This window comes from Ruegeria sp. H9, from assembly GCF_056532915.1.
Genome location: NZ_JBQFNX010000004.1, coordinates 224,589 through 246,888, shown reverse-complemented (window position 1 = coordinate 246,888; position 22,300 = coordinate 224,589). Strand labels below are relative to the sequence as shown.

The following is a 22,300-nucleotide window of genomic DNA, read 5'->3' as shown; positions in this document are numbered from 1 at the left end:
TGATATAGGTAACGAGTTTAAGACGAGCACGAGACCGGAACAAAACATCGCGAATTCTTGCCTATTCAGGCAAAAAACCGTCAATATGTCCGTGGTCGCCTAAAGCATACGCTCAAATTGCGGAGATTGCTTTGACAGACATCAACTCGTGATTAGGGGCTTTAAACATATTCCACTATTGTTATATGTATGCAAGCTGAACGGAGGAACCCATGACGCCCAGTGTGAAAGCTTTTTTCGACCCGCAGACCTTCACCGTCTCATACGTTGTGCAGGAACCTCAGGGGCAGGCCTGCGCCATCATCGACAGTGTACTGGATTTCGATCACGCCTCGGGGCGGACCGACACCAGCTCGGCCGACCAGATTGTCGACTATGTGACGGCACAGGGACTGAAGGTGGAATGGATTCTGGAAAGCCATGTCCATGCCGACCACCTGTCAGCAGCCCCTTACCTACAGGAAAAGCTGGGTGGTCAGATCGGGATTGGCGAGAATATCGTGGTCGTTCAGGACACGTTCGGCAAGGTCTTCAACGAAGGCACCGAGTTTCAGCGTGATGGCAGCCAGTTCGATGCACTGTTTGCCGAAGGGTCCAGCTTTCACATCGGCCAGATGCGCGGGGACGTTTTGCACACGCCAGGCCATACGCCAGCCTGCATGACCTACGTGATCGGCGATGCGGCGTTTGTGGGCGATACGCTGTTCATGCCGGATTTCGGAACTGCCCGATGCGATTTTCCCGGCGGGTCATCGGCGGACCTGTATGCCTCGATCCAGAAAATCTTGTCTCTGCCTGACGAGACGCGGATTTTTGTAGGCCATGATTACAAAGCGCCTGGTCGCGATGAATACGCGTGGGAGACCACAGTTGGCGAACAGAAGGCGCTGAACGTTCATATCGGTCAGGGCCGCAGCGTCGAAGAATTTGTCGAGATGCGCGATGCGCGGGATGCAACCCTTGCGATGCCGCGCCTGATTTTGCCCTCGCTGCAGGTCAATATGCGGGCCGGTCAGATGCCACCAGCGGATGAGCAGGGCGACGTTTTCATGAAAATCCCAGTCAATAAGCTTTGATACGAGGGCAGATGAGACAATGAATATCGAATGGATTTCGGGTCTGGCTGGTGGTCTGCTGATCGGGCTAGGTGCCAGCGTTTATCTGCTGTGTAATGGGCGGATCATGGGGGCGAGCGGCATATTGGGCGGGCTGCTGGAACGCAGCGACCGGAGCGTAATGACTGAACGCCTGGCTTTCGTCGCGGGTTTGATCGGGATGCCCTTATTGCTGCGCCCATTGATTGCGCCGCAGGCCGAGACCCATTTGACCCCGGATCTGGCGATCGTGATCCTTGCTGGGCTGCTGGTGGGGGCTGGAACACGGATCGCCAATGGCTGCACGTCGGGTCACGGCGTTTGTGGGATTTCTCGCTTCTCGTTGCGCGGGATCGTCGCAACGGTGTTCTACATTCTTGCAGGTGGTCTGACGGTTGCGCTGTTTCGCCATGCTTTGGGGGTGATCTAATGCGCTCAGTGTTTGCTTTTCTCGCCGGATCGCTGTTCGGCATCGGGCTTTTGATCTCAGGCATGACCGACACCACCAAGGTGCAGGGGTGGCTGGATGTGTTCGGCAATTGGGACCCGACGCTCGCCTTTGTCATGGGCGGGGCGATCCTACCGATGCTGGTGGCGTGGCGATTGACACGAAACAGGGTCCCTGTTGTGGGCGGACAGTTCCCCGCCCCGCCCCGTGTTGAACTGGATCGCCGTCTGATCGTCGGGTCAGTCCTGTTCGGCGTCGGTTGGGGATTGGCGGGTTTGTGCCCGGGCCCGGCGATGGCCTCGCTTGGATATGGGGGCGTTGGCGGGATTGTGTTCCTGATTGCGATGATCGCGGGCATGTTTGCGGCACCAAAGCTGGGTGCGCAACTGGACAGGATCGCCGACGCAGCCTAAGCAATTGCCATGGAGATTCGACCGATAACCCCCCGCTACGCCGTCTCACCTCAGATCTCGGTGGAGGACGTACCAGCCATTGCCGAGGCCGGTTTCGTCAAGGTGATCTGCAACCGTCCCAATACCGAAGTTCCGCCGGATCAGCAGTCAGACGCCATCGGTCAAGCCGTTCGCGAGGCCGGGATGGAATATGAGGTTCTGGAGTTGACACACCAGACGATGACACCGGAAAACGTGGCGCTGCAACGCGATCTGGCCGAAAGCTGCAGCGGGCCGGTTCTGGCCTATTGCGCCTCTGGCACACGATGTTCGGTGGTCTGGGCGCTGGGACAGTGCGATCGGCTAAGCACGGATGAAATCCTCGATGCGACCGGAAAAGCGGGCTATGCGCTCGACGGGTTACGCCCGGCATTGGAACAGCTGCGAGGGCGCGGGTAAGCCCCTTAATCGCGGCCCTTGCCTTCGGGCGCTGGCAGACCGGCGAGGTGCGAGATTTCCGTGACACGCTGTTCGGAACTGGCAGGCAACAAGTCGTCGGGTTCCAGGAGGGAATCCTCGGTCGTCAGATCATGCGCTACAATATCGTCATCAAGCGGGGACGACATCTCGTCATCCGGGGCCGAGGGCGTCAAGCTTGATTTGCTGGCCAGAAATCCGGCGCAGTCCTTGGCGGGCAACGCAGTAGGAGGGCCTTGTTCGTTGATCCGTACCGCACGCATTCCGCCGCACTGACCCAGACGTCCGATGGCGGTTCGGGCACGATCGATTGACAGAACTTCAACCCGATCCACCCGCGCGCCCTGCAGCGGCAGAACATCCCCGACGGACAATTCCGAAAGCGCTGTCAACGGCAAAGACAGGCGGCAGATCACGGTGTTCAGCTCAGCCCGAATTACCCCGGATGCCTGATCAAGATTCACCCCCGATTGGGTGATATCCGCAACCTGTTCCTGATCCGAGAGCGGGCGTTCGGGCAGCAGGATACTGACCTCGCCCTGACGCGGACCACCGGCAAGTTCGACCGTCAGATCAAACATGCGATAGACCTCATCCACCAGCGCCAGGTTCAGTGCGCGCCGACCTTCGGCGCGTGAGGTGAACTCATACCCGGACAGGCTGGCCATGTCTGCCGGGGACTCAACCAGTTTAAGCGCCCTGCTCAGCATATCCTCGATCAGAGGGGCGACCATGGCAGCGTCGGTGTCGGTAAACGCACGCTCGGGTGGTGGGTCAGAGGTGACCATGGCAATCGTTTGCTGCTGGACGATGGCAGAGACGCAACCCGGGTCCAGACAGGCCGCAGCCAGGCCGCCCTGATCCGAGGTAAACAGCAGCATCAACCACCCCTCATTCAGCCGGTCGGCTATATCTTCCTGCGCACGTACGGCCTGCTTTGCCCCGATGACCGACAGCGCCAGCCCCATGCTTTCGCCGGAGGCGCGTGCCAACCCCAGCCGCAAGGCGCGCAGGACCGAGCGGGGCGTGTCGGCACCGCATTGCCCCGCTGAAAGCTTTCGTGCCAGTGCTGATGTGGTCATGGCCCCGTTCCGCCGTTTGTCGATGCGATGACAATTTGTCTAACCCGGCGGAGGTTACGAATGTCTTTATGACGCCCTCATTGCGCGGCCTGACGAAAAGCCAGCGGAAGGCTGACGCGGAAGGCCGCCCCTCCCTGCCCCGGCAGATAAGCAACTTCGCCGCCCAGGCGCTGCATAATCTCTCGGCAGATCGCCAGCCCCAACCCTGCCCCGCCTGCCTTGTCCGAGCCGACGCGGGCAAATTTCTCGAATACCATCGATTGCGCCTCGGCCGGGATACCACCGCCGTTGTCGATGAAATCGATTACCACCTGCCCGCCGACATCATGGGCCGAGATGGTCAGCACCGGTTCAATGGCGTCGCAATATTTCTGGGCGTTGGAAATCAGGTTGATGAACACCTGTCCCAGCCGGTCGAGATCCGTGTGCAGCGGGATACGTTCACTTGCGCGCACCCGCCGTACGCCAATCTTTCGATCACTGCCCGCCAGCGCGCTTGAAACGGCGCGGTCCAGAACTTCGCTTAGGGTGGCTTCGCCCATGTTCAGGCTAACCTGGCCGCTTTCCAGCACGCTAAGGTCGAGCAGATCATCCAGTAGCCGGGTCAGACGCAGCGATTCATCATGTATGATCGCAGCATAACGGATTTGTTCCTCGGCGCTGAGGCCATCGGTGTCGCGCATAATTTCAGAAAACGCCCGAATCGAGGTCATGGGCGTGCGCAATTCGTGGCTGACCTGGCTAAGAAACGCGTCTTTCTGTTTCGAGACTTGCGTAAGCTTGGCATTTGCCTCGCGCAATTGCCGCGCTGTGCGGCTGAGCTCAGTCGATTTCGCCTCAAGCTGGCTGGAATATTCCAACATCTGCGCGGACTCGTCGGCAACGGCCAACAGGTCTTCGACAGACACAGACGCCCCGCCAACGATCTGACCGATCATCGCATGGGCGGTCGCGGCCCCGACCGAGCCGCTGAGTTCACGTTCCAGCCGTTCCAGAAACTGCGGCGTAGGCTCGGGCAGTCGTCCGGGGCGACCATTCTGGCGCTCGGCTTCGGCTTGAAAGAACTCTTGCGCGGGAATAGTGCCCAGAATCCGCTGGGTCATGATCATCAGGTCTTCGCTTTGCGCAACCGAACCGGTCCAGCCACGGGCTGAAACTGAATGGTCAAATACATTTACGAATTGCGCACCCTGAAGGCGTTCCAGCGGGCTGGGGAAGCTGAGCATCGAGGCGACGCAGAAGGCGATTGTATTCAGCGACAGCGACCACATGACCGTATGCACCATCGGGTCGATCCCTTCGATCCCGAACAACGCCTGCGGGCGCAGCCAGCCCCAGCCGAAGGGTCCGTTTTCAATCACCGATGCCGGGACAATGCCGCCACCCATGCCAGGCAGCAGCAGTGTGTAAATCCAGAGAAAGAACCCGACGCTGAGCCCGACCAACGCCCCAGTTCGGGTCGCGCCGCGCCAGAACAGGCCACCCACCAGTGCGGGCAGAATCTGGGAAATCCCGGCAAAGGCCACCAGCCCGATCGAGGTCAGGGCAGCCCCGCCCCCCGAAAGCTGGAAGTAGAAATAGCCCAACGCCATGATCGCCGCGATCGAGACGCGCCGCGCCATCAGCACGACTGTTCGCACATCACCAGAGACCGACGCGGTGCCTTCCTGCGTATTCAGCCAGATCGGCATGACCACATGGTTCGAGACCATGGTTGACAGCGCCATCGCGGTAACGATCACCATTGATGTGGCCGAGGAAAACCCGCCGATGAACGACAGCATCGCCAACCAGTCATTGCCCTGCGACAGCGGCACGGTCAGCACAAACAGGTCGGGGTTCGAGCCTTCGGGCATCAGGTCCAACCCAACGACGGCGATGGGCACGACAAACAAGCTCATCAGCAGCAGGTAGAGCGGAAAGGCCCAGGCGGCGGTGCGCAGGTGGCTCTCATCGTCATTCTCGACCACCATGACCTGAAACATCCGCGGCAAGCAGACAAAGGCCGCCGCCGAAAGGAAAATGAAAGTGGTCCAGCGCCCGGCATCCACATGCCATTGGCCAATTTCCGAGGCATCGATCTGATCCATCATCGGCCCCAAGCCGCCAGCGACGCCCCAGACAACAAAGATGCCAACGGCCAGAAGGGCGAAGAGTTTCACCACAGATTCCAACGCAATAGCGGTAACAACGCCGTGGTGGCGCTCATTGGCATCCAGATTGCGCGTCCCGAAGAGGATCGCAAAGACGGCCAAGCCCGCCGCGACCCAGAACACGCTAGAGCCTTCGCGATAGAGACCTGAGGGATCGGCCTCGGCAAAGATCGAAAAGGACAGCGTGATCGACTGCAATTGCAGCGCGATATAAGGCGTGCCGCCCAACACCGCCAGAATGGTCACGCAGACCGCCAGTGTGTTGGACTTGCCGTATCGTGACGAGATCAGGTCAGCGATCGACGTCACGCGCTGGCTGCGTCCGATGCGCACGAGTTTGCGCAGGCCCCACCACCAACTGATCATCACCAGTGTAGGACCCAGATAGATGGTTACGAATTCAAGCCCAGAACGCGCGGCGTTGCCAACCGCGCCATAAAACGTCCATGCAGTGCAATAGATCGACAGTGACAGGGTGTAGATCAGCGGGGAACGCAACCATTTCCCGCCGCCACGCGCAGCCAGCCGGTCCGCTGCGAAGGCGACACCGAACAGAAGAACCACATAGCCCAGACAGACCAGAATCAGGACATTCAGGGTTGCCATGTCTCGGCCTCGGGCTCGGCAGTCTCGCGCGCGGTCATGCGTTTGGCGACGAAGCCGAAGATCACGCTGATCAGGATCAGAACACCCCAGCACGCAAAGATGTAGAACATGGCCGTCGATAGCGACAGAGCCTCGGCGCCTGCGCTATCATCCGGCCATAGAAGCGGCAGCGCGAGCATTGCGGCACCTAGAAACGGCAGCAGCCGCGCTGCATCCGCCAGCCTGCGCCGACGATAGCTTTGCCGTTCCAGAAACAGGGACGGACGAACTGGCGAGGGCCGATCTTTGCCGTCGCCCGCGGAGCTCATAACTGAGACGCCTGCGCATGCAGGTCGCGCACCGCTGTCAGGACTTCGGTGTTCGAAAACGGCTTGGTCATGAATCGGCTGACCCCTGCCTGTTCGGCCATTTCACGATCCCGGGATTGCCCGCGCGCGGTCAGCATTAAAACCGGCAACGCCTTCATATCATCATGTTCGCGCAGATCACGCAGCACATCCATCCCGCTTTTTCCCGGCAACATCACATCCAGAATCACCAGATTGGGCCGCGCGGACAGAATCACCTGCACCGCATCCGTTCCCTCGGCATGGGTTTCAACCTGCCACCCCTCGCGTGTCAGCAGAAACCGGATCGCCTCGGTGATGTTGGGCTCATCCTCGATCAACAGAACCTTGCGGCTCATATTTGCATATCCTCCCCATGACGGATTGCACGTCCGGCCACCCGTCCAGCCCAGATTAAGCGCTGTGTCACGAAACTGTCAAAACCCTTCGCTCAGGATCGATGGCTCGCGCCGCGCGCTGCATTCGCGTTTCGGGCATATCCGACAACTGGCTCCGGCTTGCGCCGCGTTTTCCGCAGGCTGCACCGTGTCTTCGACCGGCAGCACCAGCATGACCGATCGGTAGACCGGCTCGGCTCCGAATTCCTTAGCTGGCTGAGGGGTTGCGATTGCAAAACACTCAAACTCAGCAGCAGTTCGACCAAGCTGAACGACCCGTTTCCGGATCGGGACCAAGGGCCGATTCAAGGCGGTGAACAAGGGCCAGAGCGGACAGGCCTCGCCATGGCGCGGCAGGGCAAACCCCGGCGCGGGTTTAAAAAACAGAACGCTGCCGGAGGCGTCGCAAATCACCAAGCCAGCCGGACGCGCCAGCGTGCCTTCAGGCAGAAAGGCCAACCGTCGCAGCACCGTAGCAAGGTCCACTGAAAACACCGTCGCCAACGCCAGAGGATCGGGGTTTGCTGCATCCAGCGCGGCACACACCTGATCCAGCGGCATAGCGCGCGCGTCGGCGGCATAAAGGTCCAGCAACCCCGAAGCCACAGTGTTGGCCGCAGCGGAATCAAGCCCATCCAGCGGCACTTCGGTCAATTGCCCACCGGCTTCGAGTTCCGGGAAATGATATCCTTGCTCGGCAAAAAACGCCTCGACCGCGTCCAGTGGGATACCGCGCAGATCGCGCTGCCCGTCACTGTCATCCAGATAGGTCACCAGCGCTTTGGAGCTTTCGGCCAGTCGTTCGGCATCCTGATGCAAGTTGCGATGGAAACGGTCGCGCCATTCCGGTTCGATCTCTCCCGGTTCAGCCAAGATTGCAGCTGTTGAGCGGATGGCGGCGGCGGTCGACAGCACCTCGTGCATTGAGGCCGCCAGATGCGGGTCATGGGTCAGTCGGTCGGAAAGAACTTCGACAGTGCGCTCCAGCGACACTACGCGGCGATGCATCTGCGCCAGAACACCCGACCAACCGGGAAAGCGGCCGGCGAATTCTTCCAGCCCGTCCACCTCGGCCTTTTGGCCGACTGCATCCGCCGCGGCCTCGCGCAGAGCGGCGATGAGCGTCTCTTCGATCCCTTGAGTCAGCAGCGACGGCTCGACGGACAAAGCCGCCGCGATATCGACAAGCAGTTTGCCCCCAATGCGGCGGCGGTTGTGCTCGATCAGGTTCAGATACGATGCCGAAATCCCCACCTGCCGCGCCAGTTCCGCCTGTCGCAGCCCAGAGATTTGCCGTCTTTCGCGTATCCGGCTGCCGGTCAGCGTGTCGCGCATGGCGTTTATGTCCTTGGCTACTGCGGCTGCATTTTCAGATTAACTAAGTAATTATTATCTGTTGCCGACTAATTTTCAAAGAAGATTTACAACTTTGACAACGGCCAGAGAAAGAAACCCACCCTTTCCTGCCGCCCACCCTTCTCTTTCGACGCAATACCCGTCACCATAAGAACATGAGCGATCCCGCCTTTGAATACGCCCCCATCGGCCTTGTTGAGCTTGAGAACCGGATCATCCGACGGTGCAATCTGCAATTTGCGCGGACCTTTGGCGGGGATGAGGTTGACTATCGCAACATGCCCCTGCTGCATCTTTATCCTTCGGTCGCCGATTGGGAACGGATCGGCGCGCGTAGTCTGCAGGTGATGCGCGATACAGGCTATTACACAGACGAACGGGTGATGCGGCGACGCGACGGTGACCTGTTCTGGTGCCGCGCGCGGGGGCGTTCGCTGACGCCAGACGATCCGTTCCGGCACGGGATATGGAGCTTTTCGGACATCTCGGAAGAGCGCCCCTTGGTGCAATTGACAACCCGCGAACGCGAAGTGGCCATCCTGTCATGCCGGGGTTTATCCGCGAAGGAAATTGGCGTTGAACTTGGGCTAAGTTACCGCACGATCGAGGCCTATCGCGCCCGACTTTTGGAAAAATACGGAGCCCGCAAGCTACCAGAACTGGTCGCAAAATTGTCTGGAACGCCGCTGTAATCGCGACAGCCCTCGTAATTCGCGCAAAAACCCCCATTTGGCAGGCTTAGACGGCGCTTTTCATGGCCGTCTGCATGGCTTATAACCCTGCGTAATCAAACCAAGCCCGCAGCAAACAGACGGGCATAGGGGAACCTTCGAGGACACTCATGACAGATACCAAACACGAAGCGGATGTCGCGTTTATCAAGGCACTGGCCGAACTGCTGCGCGAGAATGACCTGACCGAATTGCAGGTCAAGCGCGAATATGGCGAGGAAGACAGCCTGAATGTCCGTGTCAGCCGCATGTCGCAGACCGTGGCCGCTCCGGTTCAGGTTGCGGTTCCTGCGGCTGCACCGGTTGCCGCACCTGCTGCCGCGCCGGCCGCTGCCGAAGCGCCCGCTGCCGTGGATGATCCCGCCAGCCATCCAGGCGCTGTGACCTCGCCCATGGTAGGCACGGTTTACATGCAACCGGAACCGGGCGCGCCTGCGTTTATCTCGGTCGGTGCATCGGTCTCGGAAGGTGACACGCTATTGATTGTCGAAGCCATGAAGACAATGAACCACATCCACGCACCCAAGTCGGGCACCATCAAACGCATTCTGGTCGGCGATGGTGATGCTGTGGAATTCGGCACGCCTCTGGTCATCGTTGAGTAAGGCGGGCCCATGTTCGACAAAATCCTGATTGCCAACCGAGGCGAGATCGCCCTGCGTGTGATCCGTGCTGCGCGCGAGATGGGGATCAAGACGGTTGCCGTGCACTCCACCGCCGACAGCGATGCGATGCATGTGCGCATGGCGGACGAATCGGTCTGCATCGGCCCCCCGCCCAGCCCGCAAAGCTATCTGTCCGTGCCCGCGATCATCTCGGCCTGTGAAATCACCGGCGCGCAGGCGATCCATCCCGGCTATGGCTTCCTGTCCGAGAATGCCGAGTTCGTGCAGATCGTCGAAGATCACGGCATTACCTTCATCGGACCCACCGCCGAACATATTCGTGTCATGGGTGACAAGATCACCGCCAAGGACACGATGAAGGAACTGGGTGTACCTTGCGTTCCCGGTTCGGACGGCGGTGTGCCAACGCTGGCCGACGCCAAGCGCATCGGCGAGGAATTCGGCTATCCCGTGATCATCAAGGCCACCGCCGGCGGCGGCGGTCGCGGCATGAAGGTGGCACAAAACGCCGATGAAATGGAAAGCGCCTTCATGACCGCACGCGCCGAGGGCAAGGCCGCCTTTGGCAATGACGAGGTCTATATCGAGAAATATCTGACCACCCCGCGCCATATCGAGATTCAGGTCTTCGGCGATGGCAAGGGAAAGGCAGTGCATTTGGGCGAACGCGACTGTTCGCTGCAGCGCCGCCACCAGAAGGTGTTCGAAGAAGCCCCCGGCCCCAGTATCACGCCGGAAGAACGCGCCAAGATCGGTAAGATCTGTGCCGATGCGGTCGCCAAGATCAACTATATCGGCGCAGGCACCATCGAGTTCCTCTATGAAAACGGCGAGTTCTACTTCATCGAGATGAACACGCGTCTACAGGTGGAACACCCCGTGACCGAAGGCATCTTCGGCGTCGATCTGGTGCGCGAACAAATCCGCGTCGCCGCTGGTGAGGACATGTCGTTCGGTCAGGACGATCTTGAGATCAATGGCCACGCCATCGAAGTTCGGATCAACGCCGAGAAACTGCCCAACTTCTCGCCCTGCCCCGGCAAGATCACTGCGTATCACGCGCCGGGTGGCCTGGGTGTGCGGATGGATTCGGCGCTGTATGATGGCTACTCGATCCCGCCATACTACGACTCGCTGATCGCCAAACTGATCGTTCAGGGCCGTGACCGGGCTGAAGCTTTGGCCCGTCTGGAACGTGCTTTGGGCGAGTTGATCGTCGACGGTATCGACACCACCGTGCCGCTGTTCCACGCGCTGCTGCAGGAACCTGACCTGCACAGCGGCGAGTACAACATCCACTGGCTGGAGCACTGGCTTGCGGAGAACATGGCCTAATCTGACCAAAGGGCCGAAGGACAAACCCCCTTCGGCCCCGAGGCACCCGGCATGAGCCTTTCCCCTGAACTTCTGCTCCATGGCTATTCCATCGGCATTTTTCCGATGGCTGAGCATCGCGACGACCCCGAGTTGTTCTGGGTCGACCCGAAGTTTCGCGGCGTGTTCCCCCTGGATGGGTTCCACATCTCCCGCAGCCTAGCGCGGCGTATCCGGACCTGTGGGTTTTCGGTAAGCATCAATCGCGATTTTGCGGGCGTCGTGGATGGCTGCGCCGACCGATCGGATACCTGGATCAATCCCGAACTGCGCCATCTGTATCAGGAACTACACCGGACCGGCCGCGCGCATTCCCTCGAAGTCTGGGACGGCGCTTCACTGATTGGCGGCGTTTACGGCGTAGTCCTCGGCGCGGCCTTTTTTGGCGAAAGCATGTTCTCGCGTCGCACGGACGCATCGAAGATTGCACTTGCCTATCTGGTGGATCGACTGCGCCAAACCGGGTTCACGCTGTTCGATACGCAGTTTCTGACGGCGCATCTGGCCTCGTTGGGCGCGATCGAGATCCCGCGTGCGGTTTATCATAGCGAATTGAAACAAGCGCTTGACCTGAAAGCAGATTTCACCGCTGATCTGCAACAGGTCCCTCAGGGTGTGATACAACGGATCACCCAGACATCGTAGCGGGCGTGATCCAACGCGTTCAGCGCGGGTGAGGTCGCAATCATCCAGCCATCAAACAGCTGCTGCGCCTTGCCCTGTTCCCAGATAGTCAAATAGGCAAAGGCGTCACCTGTCGGGTTTTCGGCTGGATAGCGACAATCACCCAGCGCGACATCCAGACCAAAGACCGACGTGGTCTCGCCGTTCTGCATTTCGATGTCCACCGTCTGCCCGCTGACCTTGTCCAACCCGCGCAACATTGCGCCGGGGCCGGATTCGACCTTTTGCTGCGCAGCAGCTCCGGTTGCGGTGACTATCAGAGCCACCAGTGCAGCGCGGATCATTCGCTTCCGTCCCCGGCCACGAATTTGACCAGCAACGAGATCAGGCTGACCGCGCCTTGCGTATCGGTAATCTCATCACCCGCCTCAAAATAGAACGGGGAACCGCCCGGCATAACCTCAACAAAGTTGCCACCCAGCAAGCCTTCGGAAGAAATCACAGCGGCGCTATCGTCTGGAATAAGAATACCATCTGCCACGGAAAATCGGGTGTCCGCGCGGTACGTATCAGAGTTTAGCGTAACGCCAGTCACCGTCCCGATCTTGACCCCGGCAAGGCGTACATCCGTGCCGACGCCCACACCTTCGAGCGAGCGGAAAGACGCGCCCAGCTCGTATCCTGCGCCGGATTGAGACAGGCCTGTGGATTGGCTGGCGTAAACACCGAACGCAATGGCGCAGGCCAGCACGGCACCGCCGACGATAACTTCGGTCTTCGTATGATTAGACATCTGGCCTCGCTTATTCCGGGCTCCACGCCTCGTAATCGCTACGTTCAACCGGATCGGCACGACGCAGAGAACCGGCAGGTGCATAGGCCAGCGCGGTGCCGGTCAGATTCTCCTGATGCGGTTTTTCCCAGGACTTGTGCGCCAGAGGTTTATCGGTTGGCGGTTCATCCCATGTGCGGTGCAGCCAGCCATGCCAATCGGGATCGATCCGGCTGGCCTCGGCTTCGCCATTGAAAATCACCCAGCGCTTGCTGTCGTCGGCATTGCGATAGAACACGTTGCCCTCGTCGTCCTCACCGATCTTGATCCCCTTGCGCGCAGTGTAGAACTGCGTGTTCAGGGTGGCCCCGTTCCACCAGGTCACGGCCCGCAAAAGACTGTTCAGGATTCCCATCGGCTGCCTCCGGCATTTCTGTCCCAGAAGATATGGACCAAAGGCACGCTAAGGTCCAGTACTGCCAGCGCTACCTGCGTCATTCCGGCAGGATAGCGGTGACTTCAATTTCAATCCGGTATTTCGGATCGATCAATCCGCATTCGATCATCGTCGCTGCAGGAGGGTTCGCACCAAAGGTTTCGGCCAGAATGGGCCAGCAAGGTTCAAATTCGGTTCGATCCGGCAGCATATAAGTGATGCGCACGACATCAGAGAATGAAGCACCCGCCTCGGCCAGCGCGTTTTCGATGATAGACAGCGCCGAGCGGCATTGCTCCACTACCGTTTCACCTTGCCCAACAGTTCCCGCAACATGAACCCAACCACCCGCGACAACCGCGCGGCAATAGCCAACCTTAGCTTCAAACTCACCACCCGAAGAGATACGTCTTACTGTCATCGTGTCCTCAAACGAAAACGGCGCGGACATTGCCGCGCCGTGTGTGCATTAATCTATGCGGTTCAACCCGCCGAAGCCGATTCCGCCGCGTCTGCGTAGATGATCAAAGGCTGAGAGTCCGACGTCACAGCCTCTTCGTTGACCACAACTTCGGTCACGTTCTTCATGCCCGGCAGTTCGAACATTGTATCCAGCAGGATGTCTTCCAGGATAGAACGCAGACCGCGCGCACCGGTTTTACGCTCGATCGCTTTCTTGGCGATCGCCTTCAGCGCATCATCGGTAAAGGCCAGTTCCGCATCTTCCAACTCAAACAACCGCTGGTATTGCTTGACCAGAGCGTTCTTCGGGCTGGTCAGGATGGTGACCAAAGCGTCTTCGTCCAGATCTTCCAGCGTCGCCAGAACCGGCAGTCGGCCGACGAATTCGGGGATCAGGCCAAATTTCAGCAGGTCTTCGGGTTCCAGATCCTTGAAGATCTCGCCCACGCCGCGCTCGTCATTGTCACGCACGTCGGCACCAAAGCCCATGGCCGAGCCTTTGCCACGCTGTGCAATGATCTTGTCTAGTCCAGCGAATGCACCGCCACAGATGAACAGGATGTTCGTGGTATCCACCTGCAGGAATTCCTGCTGCGGATGTTTGCGCCCACCCTGCGGCGGAACGCTGGCCACGGTGCCTTCCATCAGTTTCAGCAGGGCCTGCTGAACGCCCTCGCCCGATACGTCGCGGGTGATCGAAGGGTTTTCAGACTTGCGGGTGATCTTATCGACCTCGTCAATATAGACGATGCCGCGCTGTGCGCGTTCGACATTGTATTCGCTGGCCTGCAGCAGTTTGAGGATGATGTTTTCAACATCTTCACCCACATAACCGGCTTCGGTAAGCGTGGTCGCGTCCGCCATCGTAAACGGCACGTCAAGAATCCGCGCCAGCGTTTGCGCCAGCAGGGTTTTGCCGCAGCCGGTGGGGCCAATCAGCAAGATGTTGGATTTTGCTAGTTCTATATCGCTGCCCGCTTTCTGGGCATGATTGAGACGCTTGTAGTGGTTATGTACCGCAACCGACAGCACCCGCTTGGCGGTGGCCTGACCGATCACATAGTCATCCAGCACTTCGCAGATATCCTTGGGTGTTGGCACACCGTCCGAGGATTTCAGACCGCTGGCCTTGGTTTCCTCGCGAATGATATCCATGCACAGCTCGACACACTCATCGCAGATGAACACGGTCGGGCCTGCGATCAGCTTACGCACCTCATGCTGGCTTTTGCCGCAAAAGCTGCAATAGAGCGTGTTCTTGCCGTCACCGCCTGAATTCGTCGCCATGCTTTACCCCTCGGGCTCCGTCTCAGCGGCCCCTCTCAAGGGCCGCGCTTGCCGTATATGCCTGCAGCTTAGGCCAGCGTTCTGGCAGCTACAATCTCAAAATCATCCCTCACGCCGGACGCGCGCGGATTTGAACCTAGGCCTCGTCACCATCCATCTTGGCGCGGTTCTCGACGATCTCGTCGATATGGCCCCAATCCTTGGCCTCTTCCGGGCTCATGAAATTGTCACGATCCAGCGCCTTTTCAACCGCCTTTTTGGTCTGCCCGGTATGGCGCACATAGATGTCATACAGGCGATCTTTCAGCTTTTGCGTCTCGGCCGCGTGGATCATGATGTCGCTCGCCTGGCCCTGATAACCGCCGCTGGGCTGGTGCACCATGATCCGGCTGTTAGGCAGCGAAAAGCGCATTCCCTTCTCGCCCCCGGCCAGCAGAACCGAACCCATCGACGCCGCCTGACCGATCACCAATGTGGAACATTTCGGCTTGATATACTGCATTGTGTCGTAAATCGACAAACCACTGGTGACCACGCCACCGGGAGAGTTGATGTAGATCGAGATTTCCTTGTTCGGATTTTCCGCCTCAAGGTGCAGCAGCTGAGCGACCACCAAATGGCTCATACCGTCATGGATGGGGCCGTTGATGAAAATGATCCGCTCTTTCAGAAGGCGCGAGAAGATGTCGTATGCGCGCTCGCCCCGGCTGGTCTGCTCGACGACCATGGGGACGAGTGTGTTCATATATGTATCAACTGGATCGAACATTCGGAACCTGCCTGTTTTGCGATGGATCGGGACATTACCCGAAGAGTAGTTACCCGAGTCTTAGTGCCGCCACAGGGGGGCTGCAAGGGGGGCCGAACGTTCCTACGAATTCCGTCTACCTGCACGACCCGAATGCACACGCCGCTACAGGTCGGTTGACGGATTGCGCGGAAACGTGCTGGTTACATCACGCTATTTTGATCCATGCATATGGAAATACATGCCTGGAAATTGTACCAAGAGTTCTCGCTGCGGATGCGGCGCCGGTCAGGCGTCGGGATTCGGCGGCACTAACGAGGGAATACGATCATGGCTTTTCCGCAAATGACCGAGGATATGTCACCCGGCGACCTTGACCGGATGGTTGAAAACGCAACGCGCGCGTCGAACTTTCTGAAAGCCATAAGCCACGAAGGGCGTTTGATGATCCTGTGTCACCTCGTCTCGGGCGAGAAATCCGTTACTGAACTGGAACAATTGCTATCGGCCCGCCAAGCCGCCGTTTCTCAGCAACTGTCGCGGCTCAGACTTGAGGGGCTGGTTGTTCCTCGTCGCGAAGGCAAGGCGATATACTACCGGCTGGCAGATGATCGACCAGCCCGAATACTGGAAGTGGTGTACGAACTGTTTTGCGCTCAGGATGCGACCTGAGCCTAGTTTTTAGCCCTTCGAAATCGGCCATGCAAAACCTGTAGCTATGGCCCGGGAAAGCTGCTAGTCAATTCGAAACAAGCACTTATGGAGCAACCGATGATCCGCGCAATTCTGATTGGCCTGGCCCTGTTCACCTTGACCGCATGCGAAACCGCAAAGGGCGCTGGTAAAGATATCGAAAACGCCGGAGATGCCATCCAGAACGCGGCCGAGGACGTTCAGGAAAACATCTGATCGTGACGGGATGTTGCGTTCAGGCAACGCTTACCCGCAATATGTAGTTGCCACACCGACCCAACCCGAGTAGTGTGCCGGTACAGGTGCATAGACGCGGCATTGCATTTCTGACACTTTGACGGGGTTCTTTTGCGCAAGCGAAAGAACCCCGTTCTGGTCCGGAGGGTGGTGCGTGGTAGCCTGTATGAACCTTGGGTTCTCAAAAAGGAAAAGGCGTCAGGTGCTCAGACGCGGTCTTTGCATGCATCCTTGCGGACACTCCTGACGCCTTGCCGGTCCGTTCCGCCCGAGGGGCTTCCCGGTCCAGTTGCCTCGGCCCCCGAAGGGACATTGGCCACTGCCACACGCGCTATGTCGCGTCGCAGTCCGCGCGGACCTTCTGAGAGGCTGAGCATTTAACCCGAACCGAAGCCCAGACCACCTGCTCCACCACCGGTAAGCCATTGCAACTACAAACAAATCCTAAAATCCGCCTTCGCTGCTGTGGCCCCCTTGGCCCTTGCATCCCGCCCCTGTTCCGAAGATCAGAAGCAGTAACCAGACTGTTACATCAGCGTCATGATCCGGCAAGAAAATAGCACTGCAGCATAAAAATTAGACGGGGATAAGCTGTTGATATCCGCCGGGAGAGCCATGTGGATAACCCGAGAATTCGCGTCATCGCGCAGGCTTGGGGATGGAAAAAGTCAAATATGGATCGCCGGCCAGAATTCGCTTGGTTTCTGCACCTGCGAAGGTCCCGCGCGCTGAATTAGGGGGGTATTGTCCGAGTTGTACAACACTCAAGCCCCCAATCTTTCGAATCGTACAACCGGAGATTCGCCTATGCGCCTGACCATTTCTCAAGCCCGCGCCCGTTTGGGCGAACTGGCCACCTTGTCGCAAGACCCCCGGCAAGTGATCGTGCTGACCCGTTATGGCAAACCGATCGCCGCACTGGTGTCGATGAACGAGGCGCAGCGGATCTGGGAGTTACTGGATGATGACACCATCGGACGCAAACACCCGCTCAGCGGGCTGCGCGGGTGGTGGTCGAAGGGGCGTGGTATTCCGGGGATGGAACCTGGGCCGGACGGTTCTTACCTCACCGCGCGCGACGCCGCGCTGAAGGTCCGCGAGATCCAGATGACCCGTGCCGAGGAACGCCGCATTCTCAAACGCGGGGGTCTGGACCCTGTCGCGGGCGGCGAGATCGCCGCCCGGCCCGTCGCCTCCCTGTGGAGACTGTTGTTTATGAGAAGCGCTCCGACCTGAACGGGGTACCTACTACTCCTGCCGCAGTCACAAATCTCAGCGGCATTAACCCCCTTTAACATCCGATCGGGCCGGAAACGCTTCAGTTCACCTGACGTTCCAGAACTGTGCTGTAGGTCGTTCCGTTTCGCAGGCTACGGAAATCGGCAAAGATCTTGCCGTCCTCGTACCGCGCATCGATCAACGCATTGGCGCCAATCACCAGCGGGGATGTTTCAACGATGCCGATCGAGCCAGACCCATCGAGGCTGATGGTTCCGGTGGCCTCGTATTCATTCCATTCAGTGTCGCCATCCCGACGCCACTTGCTGGGCCCCCAGAAGACATTGTCTTCCTGCATCTGGACGTCGAGCATCCATTCGGCCTGATTAAAGCGGGGCTGATCGCCCTTGTAATAATGGCTGGGCTGCACGGTCGTGTAGGACCCGACCCACGTGCCGCGCAGATCCGGTGTGGTATCGGCCAGTGCTGCGGTTCCGAGGGCGAGGGACGTGGCCAGAGCGGCGGCTCCGGCAGTCATGTATCTGGTCATGGGGATCTCCTCCTGAAAGCGACCCTTTGGAGTTCAAAAGCGAACATCCTTGCTGTGGCATACAGATTGGGAGGGGGCGCGCCGGTTACAACTTACCTAAGGGAAACTTCATAAAGCGTTTAGACTGGCGTTAGATGGCGCAGCAGACGGAGCCCCCGTAGGGCGGGCTTCAGCCCGCCACCCCCGAATCCCACGGTGTTCAAGTGATGGGTGTAAACACCCCTCCCACGTAGGGTGGGTTTCCAACCCACCAAACCATCCGACCCATGCGCGTTGGATCTGGTCGAGCGAATGGCGGGCTGAAGCCCGCCCTACAATACTATCTGAATTTTCTGATCAGATAAATTCCTATGGGGTAACCTGTATAAACAACCCATACAAAAAACACCCAGCCACCAATCCAGACGGAGGTGAACCCGTCCTCTGCAAAATAGCTTTCGACCCAAGTCAAAAGGTGACCCAAAATAAAGTATGACAACACCGTGGCAGCGATTGTCCTAATGCGCCAACGCTTCAAGATGGTTCGAAAATTCCACGTCATGACGAAAACCTAGTTGAGCAAAGCAGGGTTTACCAGACGGTCGATCAGTAGAACTTAGGGCCGCGACCGGCCCGAGGGGAGGCGCAAACGCGCCGCCCCATGGGGGCGGGTCGGCGCGGCCCGGCGGTGCCGCCGGGCGGGTGAGTTGAAAGAAGATTCGACTTTTAGCTTCATTGTTAGGATTGAAGCCACGGGAGGTCGAGCAGTGATCGAAGTTCAGCTTAATTAACTTGCAAACTCTAATCCATATGAATGCGCCGAGAGCTTCAATTCGCGTATCGCAAAAGCACTTCCCAAGGTCTCAGAAACAAGTTCTTTGAGTTGCTGACCAGCATTGATGCCAAATACCACCGACTTAAGATAATATGGCCCGACAGAGTAATACCCGGGACCATCTGTAAGCGGCCGAATAGACCTCCACTCGTTCTCATGCTGCCATTCTTTAGATTTAGCTAGCACTAGGGCATCGGTCATTTTTTGTTCTTCTTCACCGGAAGCCGTTAGCTCCCTCGACCTCGGCAGGTTGTCTTTGCGACTACTCCTAACCATCCAACGAATTGCTTCCACCGTCGAAATATTTGGACGATCAGCCAAGTATTTAACCTCACCTATAGTTCTTTTTGCGTCACTCAGTTTCTCTTGCGCGCAAGCAAATTCATAGCAGAAAGATTGGTGAGAAGAGGAATAGTAGGCCCACATCAAAGTGCTTTTTGGGTTATCCGTGAAACAGCAAATTACCTGTCGCTTTCGAGAATCCTCAAGTGTTTTTGGGACACTGGAATTTAGTCTATCCGGATCAAAAAATTGTTCTCTAAACCGTTTTACCGGAATGCTGAGCTTTTTTGCGGCCTGTTTGAAGTCAGTGCCTGAAAACCCGACATAACTACCATATTCTCTTTGAAATGCATTCAACGCTCTTTTCACTTCGGCACGGCTGGATTCCACAATAGCCGGATATGTATCGAGTGGATCATTTTGATCGCTCAATCGCGAAAACCAAACGCTACCCTCTTTTGCAGCGCTCAGTTCACTGATTAACCTTTGCCTCTTAGAGTGGTCTTGCAAGTCGTGATTAGTGTAACCTCGGTGGCGGTAGATCAGTTCTGGCACACAACGTCTTTTTTTCATTAATCTCCAAAACCAATTCCAAAGCAGATACAATTTATTAGGATCCCGCTTGACGGAACTAAAGGCCTTCTCTTACCCCCAGTTAAGCTGACCTAAGAATCCATCTTCAACGCTGAAATAAACGCCTCCTGCGGGATATCCACTTTCCCGAACTGGCGCATCTTCTTCTTACCCGCCTTCTGCTTGTCCAGCAGTTTACGTTTCCGCGTGGCGTCGCCTCCGTAGCATTTGGCGGTCACGTCCTTGCGCAGCGCCGAGAGGGTCTCGCGGGCGATGACCTTGCCTCCGATGGCGGCCTGGATCGGGATTTTGAACATGTGGCGCGGGATCAGGTCCTTGAGCTTTTCGCACATTGCACGGCCCCGCATCTCGGCCCGGTCGCGGTGAACCATGGTCGACAGCGCGTCGACCGGTTCGTCATTCACCAGCACCGACATCTTGACCAGATTGTCCTCGGTGTAGCCGGTCATCTGGTAGTCGAACGAGGCATAGCCCTTGGTCACCGATTTCAGGCGGTCGTAGAAGTCAAAGACGACCTCGTTCAGCGGCAGGTCATAGACGACCATGGCACGGCTGCCCGCATAGGTCAGGTCCAATTGGATGCCGCGGCGGTCCTGGCAGAGTTTCAGCACGTCGCCGAGGTATTCATCCGGCACCAGAATGGTCGCCTTGATGCGCGGTTCCTCGATATGGTCGACCTTGGACGGATCAGGCATGTCGGCGGGGTTGTGCAGCTCGATCATCTCGCCGTCTTTCATGTAGACGTGATAGATCACCGACGGCGCGGTGGTGATGAGCTCGATATCATATTCGCGTTCGATGCGGTCGCGGATGACCTCTAGGTGCAGAAGGCCGAGGAAGCCGCAGCGGAAGCCAAAGCCAAGCGCGGCCGAGGTTTCCATTTCAAAGCTGAAGCTGGCGTCGTTCAGCGCCAGCTTGTCGATCGCATCGCGCAGGTCTTCGAATTCGGAACTGTCGACGGGGAAGAGGCCGCAGAACACCACCGGCTGCGCGGGTTTGAATCCCGTCAGGGCCTCTTCGGTGCCGTTGCGGTCATTGGTGATGGTGTCGCCGACGCGGGTGTCGCGGACCTGTTTGATTGAGGCGGTGAGAAAGCCGATCTCACCGGGGCCAAGCGAGTCGACCATCTCCATCTCGGGCCGGAAGACACCAACGCGGTCGACATGGTGCAGGGTGTTGTTCGACATGAACTTGACCCGCATGCCCTTTTTCAGCGTGCCGTCCATGATGCGGACCAGAACGATGACGCCGAGATAGGCGTCGTACCAGGAATCCACCAGCATCGCCTTGAGCGGCGCGTCCAGATTGCCCTGTGGCGCGGGCAGTTGCTGCACGATGGCTTCGAGCGTTTCGTGGATGCCCTGCCCCGTCTTGGCGGAGACCTGAATGGCGTCGGTGGCGTCGATGCCGATCACATCTTCGATCTGTTCCGCCACGCGGTCACAGTCGGATGCAGGCAGGTCGATCTTGTTCAGCACCGGCACGATCTCATGATCTGCGTCGATGGCCTGATAGACATTCGCCAGCGTCTGCGCCTCAACCCCCTGGGTCGAGTCGACAACCAGCAGTGAGCCCTCAACCGCACGCATGGACCGGCTGACCTCATAGGCAAAGTCCACATGGCCGGGAGTGTCGATCAGGTTCAGCACGTATGCTTCGCCGTTGTCGGCGGTATAGTCGATGCGAACCGTGTTGGCTTTGATGGTGATGCCACGCTCGCGCTCGATATCCATGCTGTCGAGCAGCTGTTCCTTCATGTCGCGATCCTTAACCGTTCCGGTCTCTTGGATGAGCCGGTCAGCAAGGGTGGATTTGCCATGGTCGATATGCGCGACGATGGAGAAATTGCGGATATGAGCGAGGTCTGTCATGGGTTGGGGATATGCGTCGGAATTGGGCTGTGGTCAAGGTGGGACGAGACCCAGCGAAACCCTTTGTTTGCGAGGCCTCCGTCCAGTCAGACCAGCCTGTTTTTAACCAGCTCTGCGTTCATCCAATGCGTCTCGCTTTGCACATGACCCTCGCGCACGTATTTCGCGAGGTGAGTGGGCAGTTCTTCTTCGTCAAACGCTGCAATTGTGCGAACGACAAAACCCTCCTGAGTATCCAGATCCAGGCCCGCGATCACATCTGCCACAACCTTAACAGAGAACCGTCCGCGATAGAGTTCGGGAACGGCAGTAATCCCCAGCTCGAGAAAGCGTGAAAGCGTCGCGTCCCACGATTGCACGCGCTTTGCCTTGATCCAGGCGAAGCCCAGGAAATAAGTTGGCAACGCCGAGTACGCTATCGAGTGGCGAGCAAACAGATATTCACCGACTATGCGCTCATCTTCGTCATGCTGTGGCGAAATTCCGGCAGCGAAGGCCTTCATCCAATCTCGGGACGGGTGGTGTCGCGCCTCAATGCTGCGAGGATGGCAGCCCTGACTATGAATCGTTGTATTCTCACCGTCCAGTTTTTCGGTGAAGACAACCTCATCAGCCGAAGCCAGTTCGTCAACGCTGGACATGATCTTAT

The 22,300-nt window shown here is 58.2% G+C and carries 26 protein-coding genes; 11 read left to right on the top strand and 15 right to left on the bottom strand.

Annotated elements, in window-relative coordinates; all coding sequences use genetic code 11:
- The first annotated feature begins 212 nt into the window (after positions 1-212).
- Genes ACR0CZ_RS17205 through ACR0CZ_RS17190 form a run of 4 tightly spaced genes read left to right on the top strand, consistent with a single transcriptional unit; the run spans position 213 to position 2,393 of the window.
- Positions 213-1,076 (top strand): MBL fold metallo-hydrolase, encoded by an 864-nt coding sequence (locus tag ACR0CZ_RS17205; protein WP_170397158.1) that lies wholly within the window; start codon positions 213-215, stop codon positions 1,074-1,076.
- Positions 1,077-1,095: 19 nt separating this feature from the next.
- The gene (locus ACR0CZ_RS17200; protein WP_170397160.1) at positions 1,096-1,524 is read left to right on the top strand and encodes a YeeE/YedE family protein; all 429 of its coding nucleotides are present in this window, start codon (positions 1,096-1,098) and stop codon (positions 1,522-1,524) included.
- Positions 1,524-1,955 (top strand): DUF6691 family protein, encoded by a 432-nt coding sequence (locus ACR0CZ_RS17195; protein ID WP_170397161.1) that lies wholly within the window; start codon positions 1,524-1,526, stop codon positions 1,953-1,955. Before ACR0CZ_RS17200 ends, ACR0CZ_RS17195 begins: the two co-directional genes overlap by 1 nt.
- Positions 1,956-1,964: 9 nt before the next feature.
- Positions 1,965-2,393 carry a protein tyrosine phosphatase family protein gene (locus tag ACR0CZ_RS17190; RefSeq protein ID WP_170397163.1) on the top strand — a complete coding sequence of 143 codons (429 nt, stop codon included), beginning with the start codon at positions 1,965-1,967 and terminating at the stop codon, positions 2,391-2,393.
- Positions 2,394-2,398: 5 nt separating this feature from the next.
- Here ACR0CZ_RS17190 and ACR0CZ_RS17185 read toward each other — a convergent pair whose 3' ends face one another.
- The 5 genes from ACR0CZ_RS17185 to ACR0CZ_RS17165 all read right to left on the bottom strand — a co-directional run bounded on the left by ACR0CZ_RS17185 (position 2,399) and on the right by ACR0CZ_RS17165 (position 8,311).
- On the bottom strand, positions 2,399-3,493 hold the full coding sequence (locus ACR0CZ_RS17185; RefSeq protein WP_170397165.1) for a flagellar motor switch protein FliM: 1,095 nt from the start codon (positions 3,491-3,493) through the stop codon (positions 2,399-2,401).
- Positions 3,494-3,570: 77 nt separating this feature from the next.
- A complete protein-coding gene (locus ACR0CZ_RS17180) occupies positions 3,571-6,252 on the bottom strand; it encodes an ATP-binding protein (protein WP_170397168.1) in 2,682 nt (893 codons plus the stop codon).
- Entirely contained in the window at positions 6,240-6,560 is a 321-nt protein-coding gene (locus ACR0CZ_RS17175) for a hypothetical protein (RefSeq protein WP_170397170.1), read from the bottom strand. The genes ACR0CZ_RS17180 and ACR0CZ_RS17175 overlap by 13 nt, the downstream gene beginning before the upstream one ends.
- A complete protein-coding gene (locus ACR0CZ_RS17170; protein ID WP_170397172.1) occupies positions 6,557-6,937 on the bottom strand; it encodes a response regulator transcription factor in 381 nt (126 codons plus the stop codon). The genes ACR0CZ_RS17175 and ACR0CZ_RS17170 overlap by 4 nt, the downstream gene beginning before the upstream one ends.
- Before the next feature lie 78 nt (positions 6,938-7,015).
- Positions 7,016-8,311, bottom strand: coding sequence for a helix-turn-helix transcriptional regulator (locus tag ACR0CZ_RS17165; RefSeq protein WP_170397174.1), 1,296 nt, complete (start codon positions 8,309-8,311; stop codon positions 7,016-7,018).
- A 176-nt stretch (positions 8,312-8,487) separates the two neighbouring features.
- Here ACR0CZ_RS17165 and ACR0CZ_RS17160 point away from each other — a divergent pair, with 176 nt between their 5' ends.
- The 4 genes from ACR0CZ_RS17160 (at position 8,488) to aat (ending at position 11,708) form a co-directional block, all read left to right on the top strand.
- Positions 8,488-9,024 (top strand): helix-turn-helix domain-containing protein, encoded by a 537-nt coding sequence (locus tag ACR0CZ_RS17160; RefSeq protein ID WP_170397176.1) that lies wholly within the window; start codon positions 8,488-8,490, stop codon positions 9,022-9,024.
- Between the two features lie 149 nt (positions 9,025-9,173).
- Positions 9,174-9,668 (top strand): acetyl-CoA carboxylase biotin carboxyl carrier protein, encoded by a 495-nt coding sequence (gene accB / locus ACR0CZ_RS17155; protein ID WP_170397178.1) that lies wholly within the window; start codon positions 9,174-9,176, stop codon positions 9,666-9,668.
- 9 nt (positions 9,669-9,677) lie between these two features.
- Positions 9,678-11,024 (top strand): acetyl-CoA carboxylase biotin carboxylase subunit, encoded by a 1,347-nt coding sequence (gene accC / locus ACR0CZ_RS17150; protein ID WP_170397180.1) that lies wholly within the window; start codon positions 9,678-9,680, stop codon positions 11,022-11,024.
- A 51-nt stretch (positions 11,025-11,075) separates the two neighbouring features.
- The gene (aat, locus tag ACR0CZ_RS17145) at positions 11,076-11,708 is read left to right on the top strand and encodes a leucyl/phenylalanyl-tRNA--protein transferase (protein ID WP_480537205.1); all 633 of its coding nucleotides are present in this window, start codon (positions 11,076-11,078) and stop codon (positions 11,706-11,708) included.
- Here the strand turns inward: aat and ACR0CZ_RS17140 are convergent.
- From ACR0CZ_RS17140 to ACR0CZ_RS17115, 6 genes are all read right to left on the bottom strand, one after another.
- Positions 11,672-12,031, bottom strand: a complete 360-nt coding sequence (locus ACR0CZ_RS17140) for a DUF2155 domain-containing protein (RefSeq protein WP_170397184.1) — start codon at positions 12,029-12,031, stop codon at positions 11,672-11,674. The two genes, aat and ACR0CZ_RS17140, sit on opposite strands and share 37 nt — an antisense overlap.
- On the bottom strand, positions 12,028-12,480 hold the full coding sequence (gene mlaD, locus ACR0CZ_RS17135; protein ID WP_170466091.1) for an outer membrane lipid asymmetry maintenance protein MlaD: 453 nt from the start codon (positions 12,478-12,480) through the stop codon (positions 12,028-12,030). The genes ACR0CZ_RS17140 and mlaD overlap by 4 nt, the downstream gene beginning before the upstream one ends.
- Before the next feature lie 10 nt (positions 12,481-12,490).
- Entirely contained in the window at positions 12,491-12,874 is a 384-nt protein-coding gene (locus ACR0CZ_RS17130) for an NADH:ubiquinone oxidoreductase subunit NDUFA12 (protein WP_480537206.1), read from the bottom strand.
- Between the two features lie 79 nt (positions 12,875-12,953).
- Positions 12,954-13,316 (bottom strand): RidA family protein, encoded by a 363-nt coding sequence (locus tag ACR0CZ_RS17125; protein WP_170397754.1) that lies wholly within the window; start codon positions 13,314-13,316, stop codon positions 12,954-12,956.
- A 62-nt stretch (positions 13,317-13,378) separates the two neighbouring features.
- Complete coding sequence (gene clpX, locus ACR0CZ_RS17120) at positions 13,379-14,644, bottom strand: ATP-dependent Clp protease ATP-binding subunit ClpX (RefSeq protein ID WP_170397188.1); 1,266 nt, start codon at positions 14,642-14,644, stop codon at positions 13,379-13,381.
- Between the two features lie 136 nt (positions 14,645-14,780).
- Positions 14,781-15,413, bottom strand: coding sequence for an ATP-dependent Clp protease proteolytic subunit (locus ACR0CZ_RS17115; RefSeq protein ID WP_039970058.1), 633 nt, complete (start codon positions 15,411-15,413; stop codon positions 14,781-14,783).
- Positions 15,414-15,722: 309 nt separating this feature from the next.
- Between ACR0CZ_RS17115 and ACR0CZ_RS17110 the strand changes: the two genes are divergently transcribed.
- The 3 genes from ACR0CZ_RS17110 to ACR0CZ_RS17100 all read left to right on the top strand — a co-directional run bounded on the left by ACR0CZ_RS17110 (position 15,723) and on the right by ACR0CZ_RS17100 (position 17,558).
- On the top strand, positions 15,723-16,064 hold the full coding sequence (locus ACR0CZ_RS17110) for an ArsR/SmtB family transcription factor (RefSeq protein WP_170397190.1): 342 nt from the start codon (positions 15,723-15,725) through the stop codon (positions 16,062-16,064).
- A 99-nt stretch (positions 16,065-16,163) separates the two neighbouring features.
- Positions 16,164-16,301, top strand: coding sequence for an entericidin A/B family lipoprotein (locus tag ACR0CZ_RS17105; RefSeq protein WP_010443271.1), 138 nt, complete (start codon positions 16,164-16,166; stop codon positions 16,299-16,301).
- Positions 16,302-17,129: 828 nt separating this feature from the next.
- The gene (locus tag ACR0CZ_RS17100) at positions 17,130-17,558 is read left to right on the top strand and encodes a type II toxin-antitoxin system Phd/YefM family antitoxin (RefSeq protein WP_170466095.1); all 429 of its coding nucleotides are present in this window, start codon (positions 17,130-17,132) and stop codon (positions 17,556-17,558) included.
- Positions 17,559-17,640: 82 nt separating this feature from the next.
- On the opposite strand, the gene ACR0CZ_RS17095 is transcribed toward ACR0CZ_RS17100, so the two are convergent.
- From ACR0CZ_RS17095 to ACR0CZ_RS17080, 4 genes are all read right to left on the bottom strand, one after another.
- Complete coding sequence (locus tag ACR0CZ_RS17095) at positions 17,641-18,090, bottom strand: hypothetical protein (RefSeq protein ID WP_170466098.1); 450 nt, start codon at positions 18,088-18,090, stop codon at positions 17,641-17,643.
- A 766-nt stretch (positions 18,091-18,856) separates the two neighbouring features.
- Positions 18,857-19,759 carry a DUF2971 domain-containing protein gene (locus ACR0CZ_RS17090; protein WP_170466101.1) on the bottom strand — a complete coding sequence of 301 codons (903 nt, stop codon included), beginning with the start codon at positions 19,757-19,759 and terminating at the stop codon, positions 18,857-18,859.
- Between the two features lie 92 nt (positions 19,760-19,851).
- A complete protein-coding gene (gene lepA / locus ACR0CZ_RS17085) occupies positions 19,852-21,651 on the bottom strand; it encodes a translation elongation factor 4 (protein ID WP_170466104.1) in 1,800 nt (599 codons plus the stop codon).
- An 86-nt stretch (positions 21,652-21,737) separates the two neighbouring features.
- Entirely contained in the window at positions 21,738-22,292 is a 555-nt protein-coding gene (locus ACR0CZ_RS17080; protein WP_480503793.1) for an RNA ligase family protein, read from the bottom strand.
- Positions 22,293-22,300 lie beyond the last annotated feature (8 nt).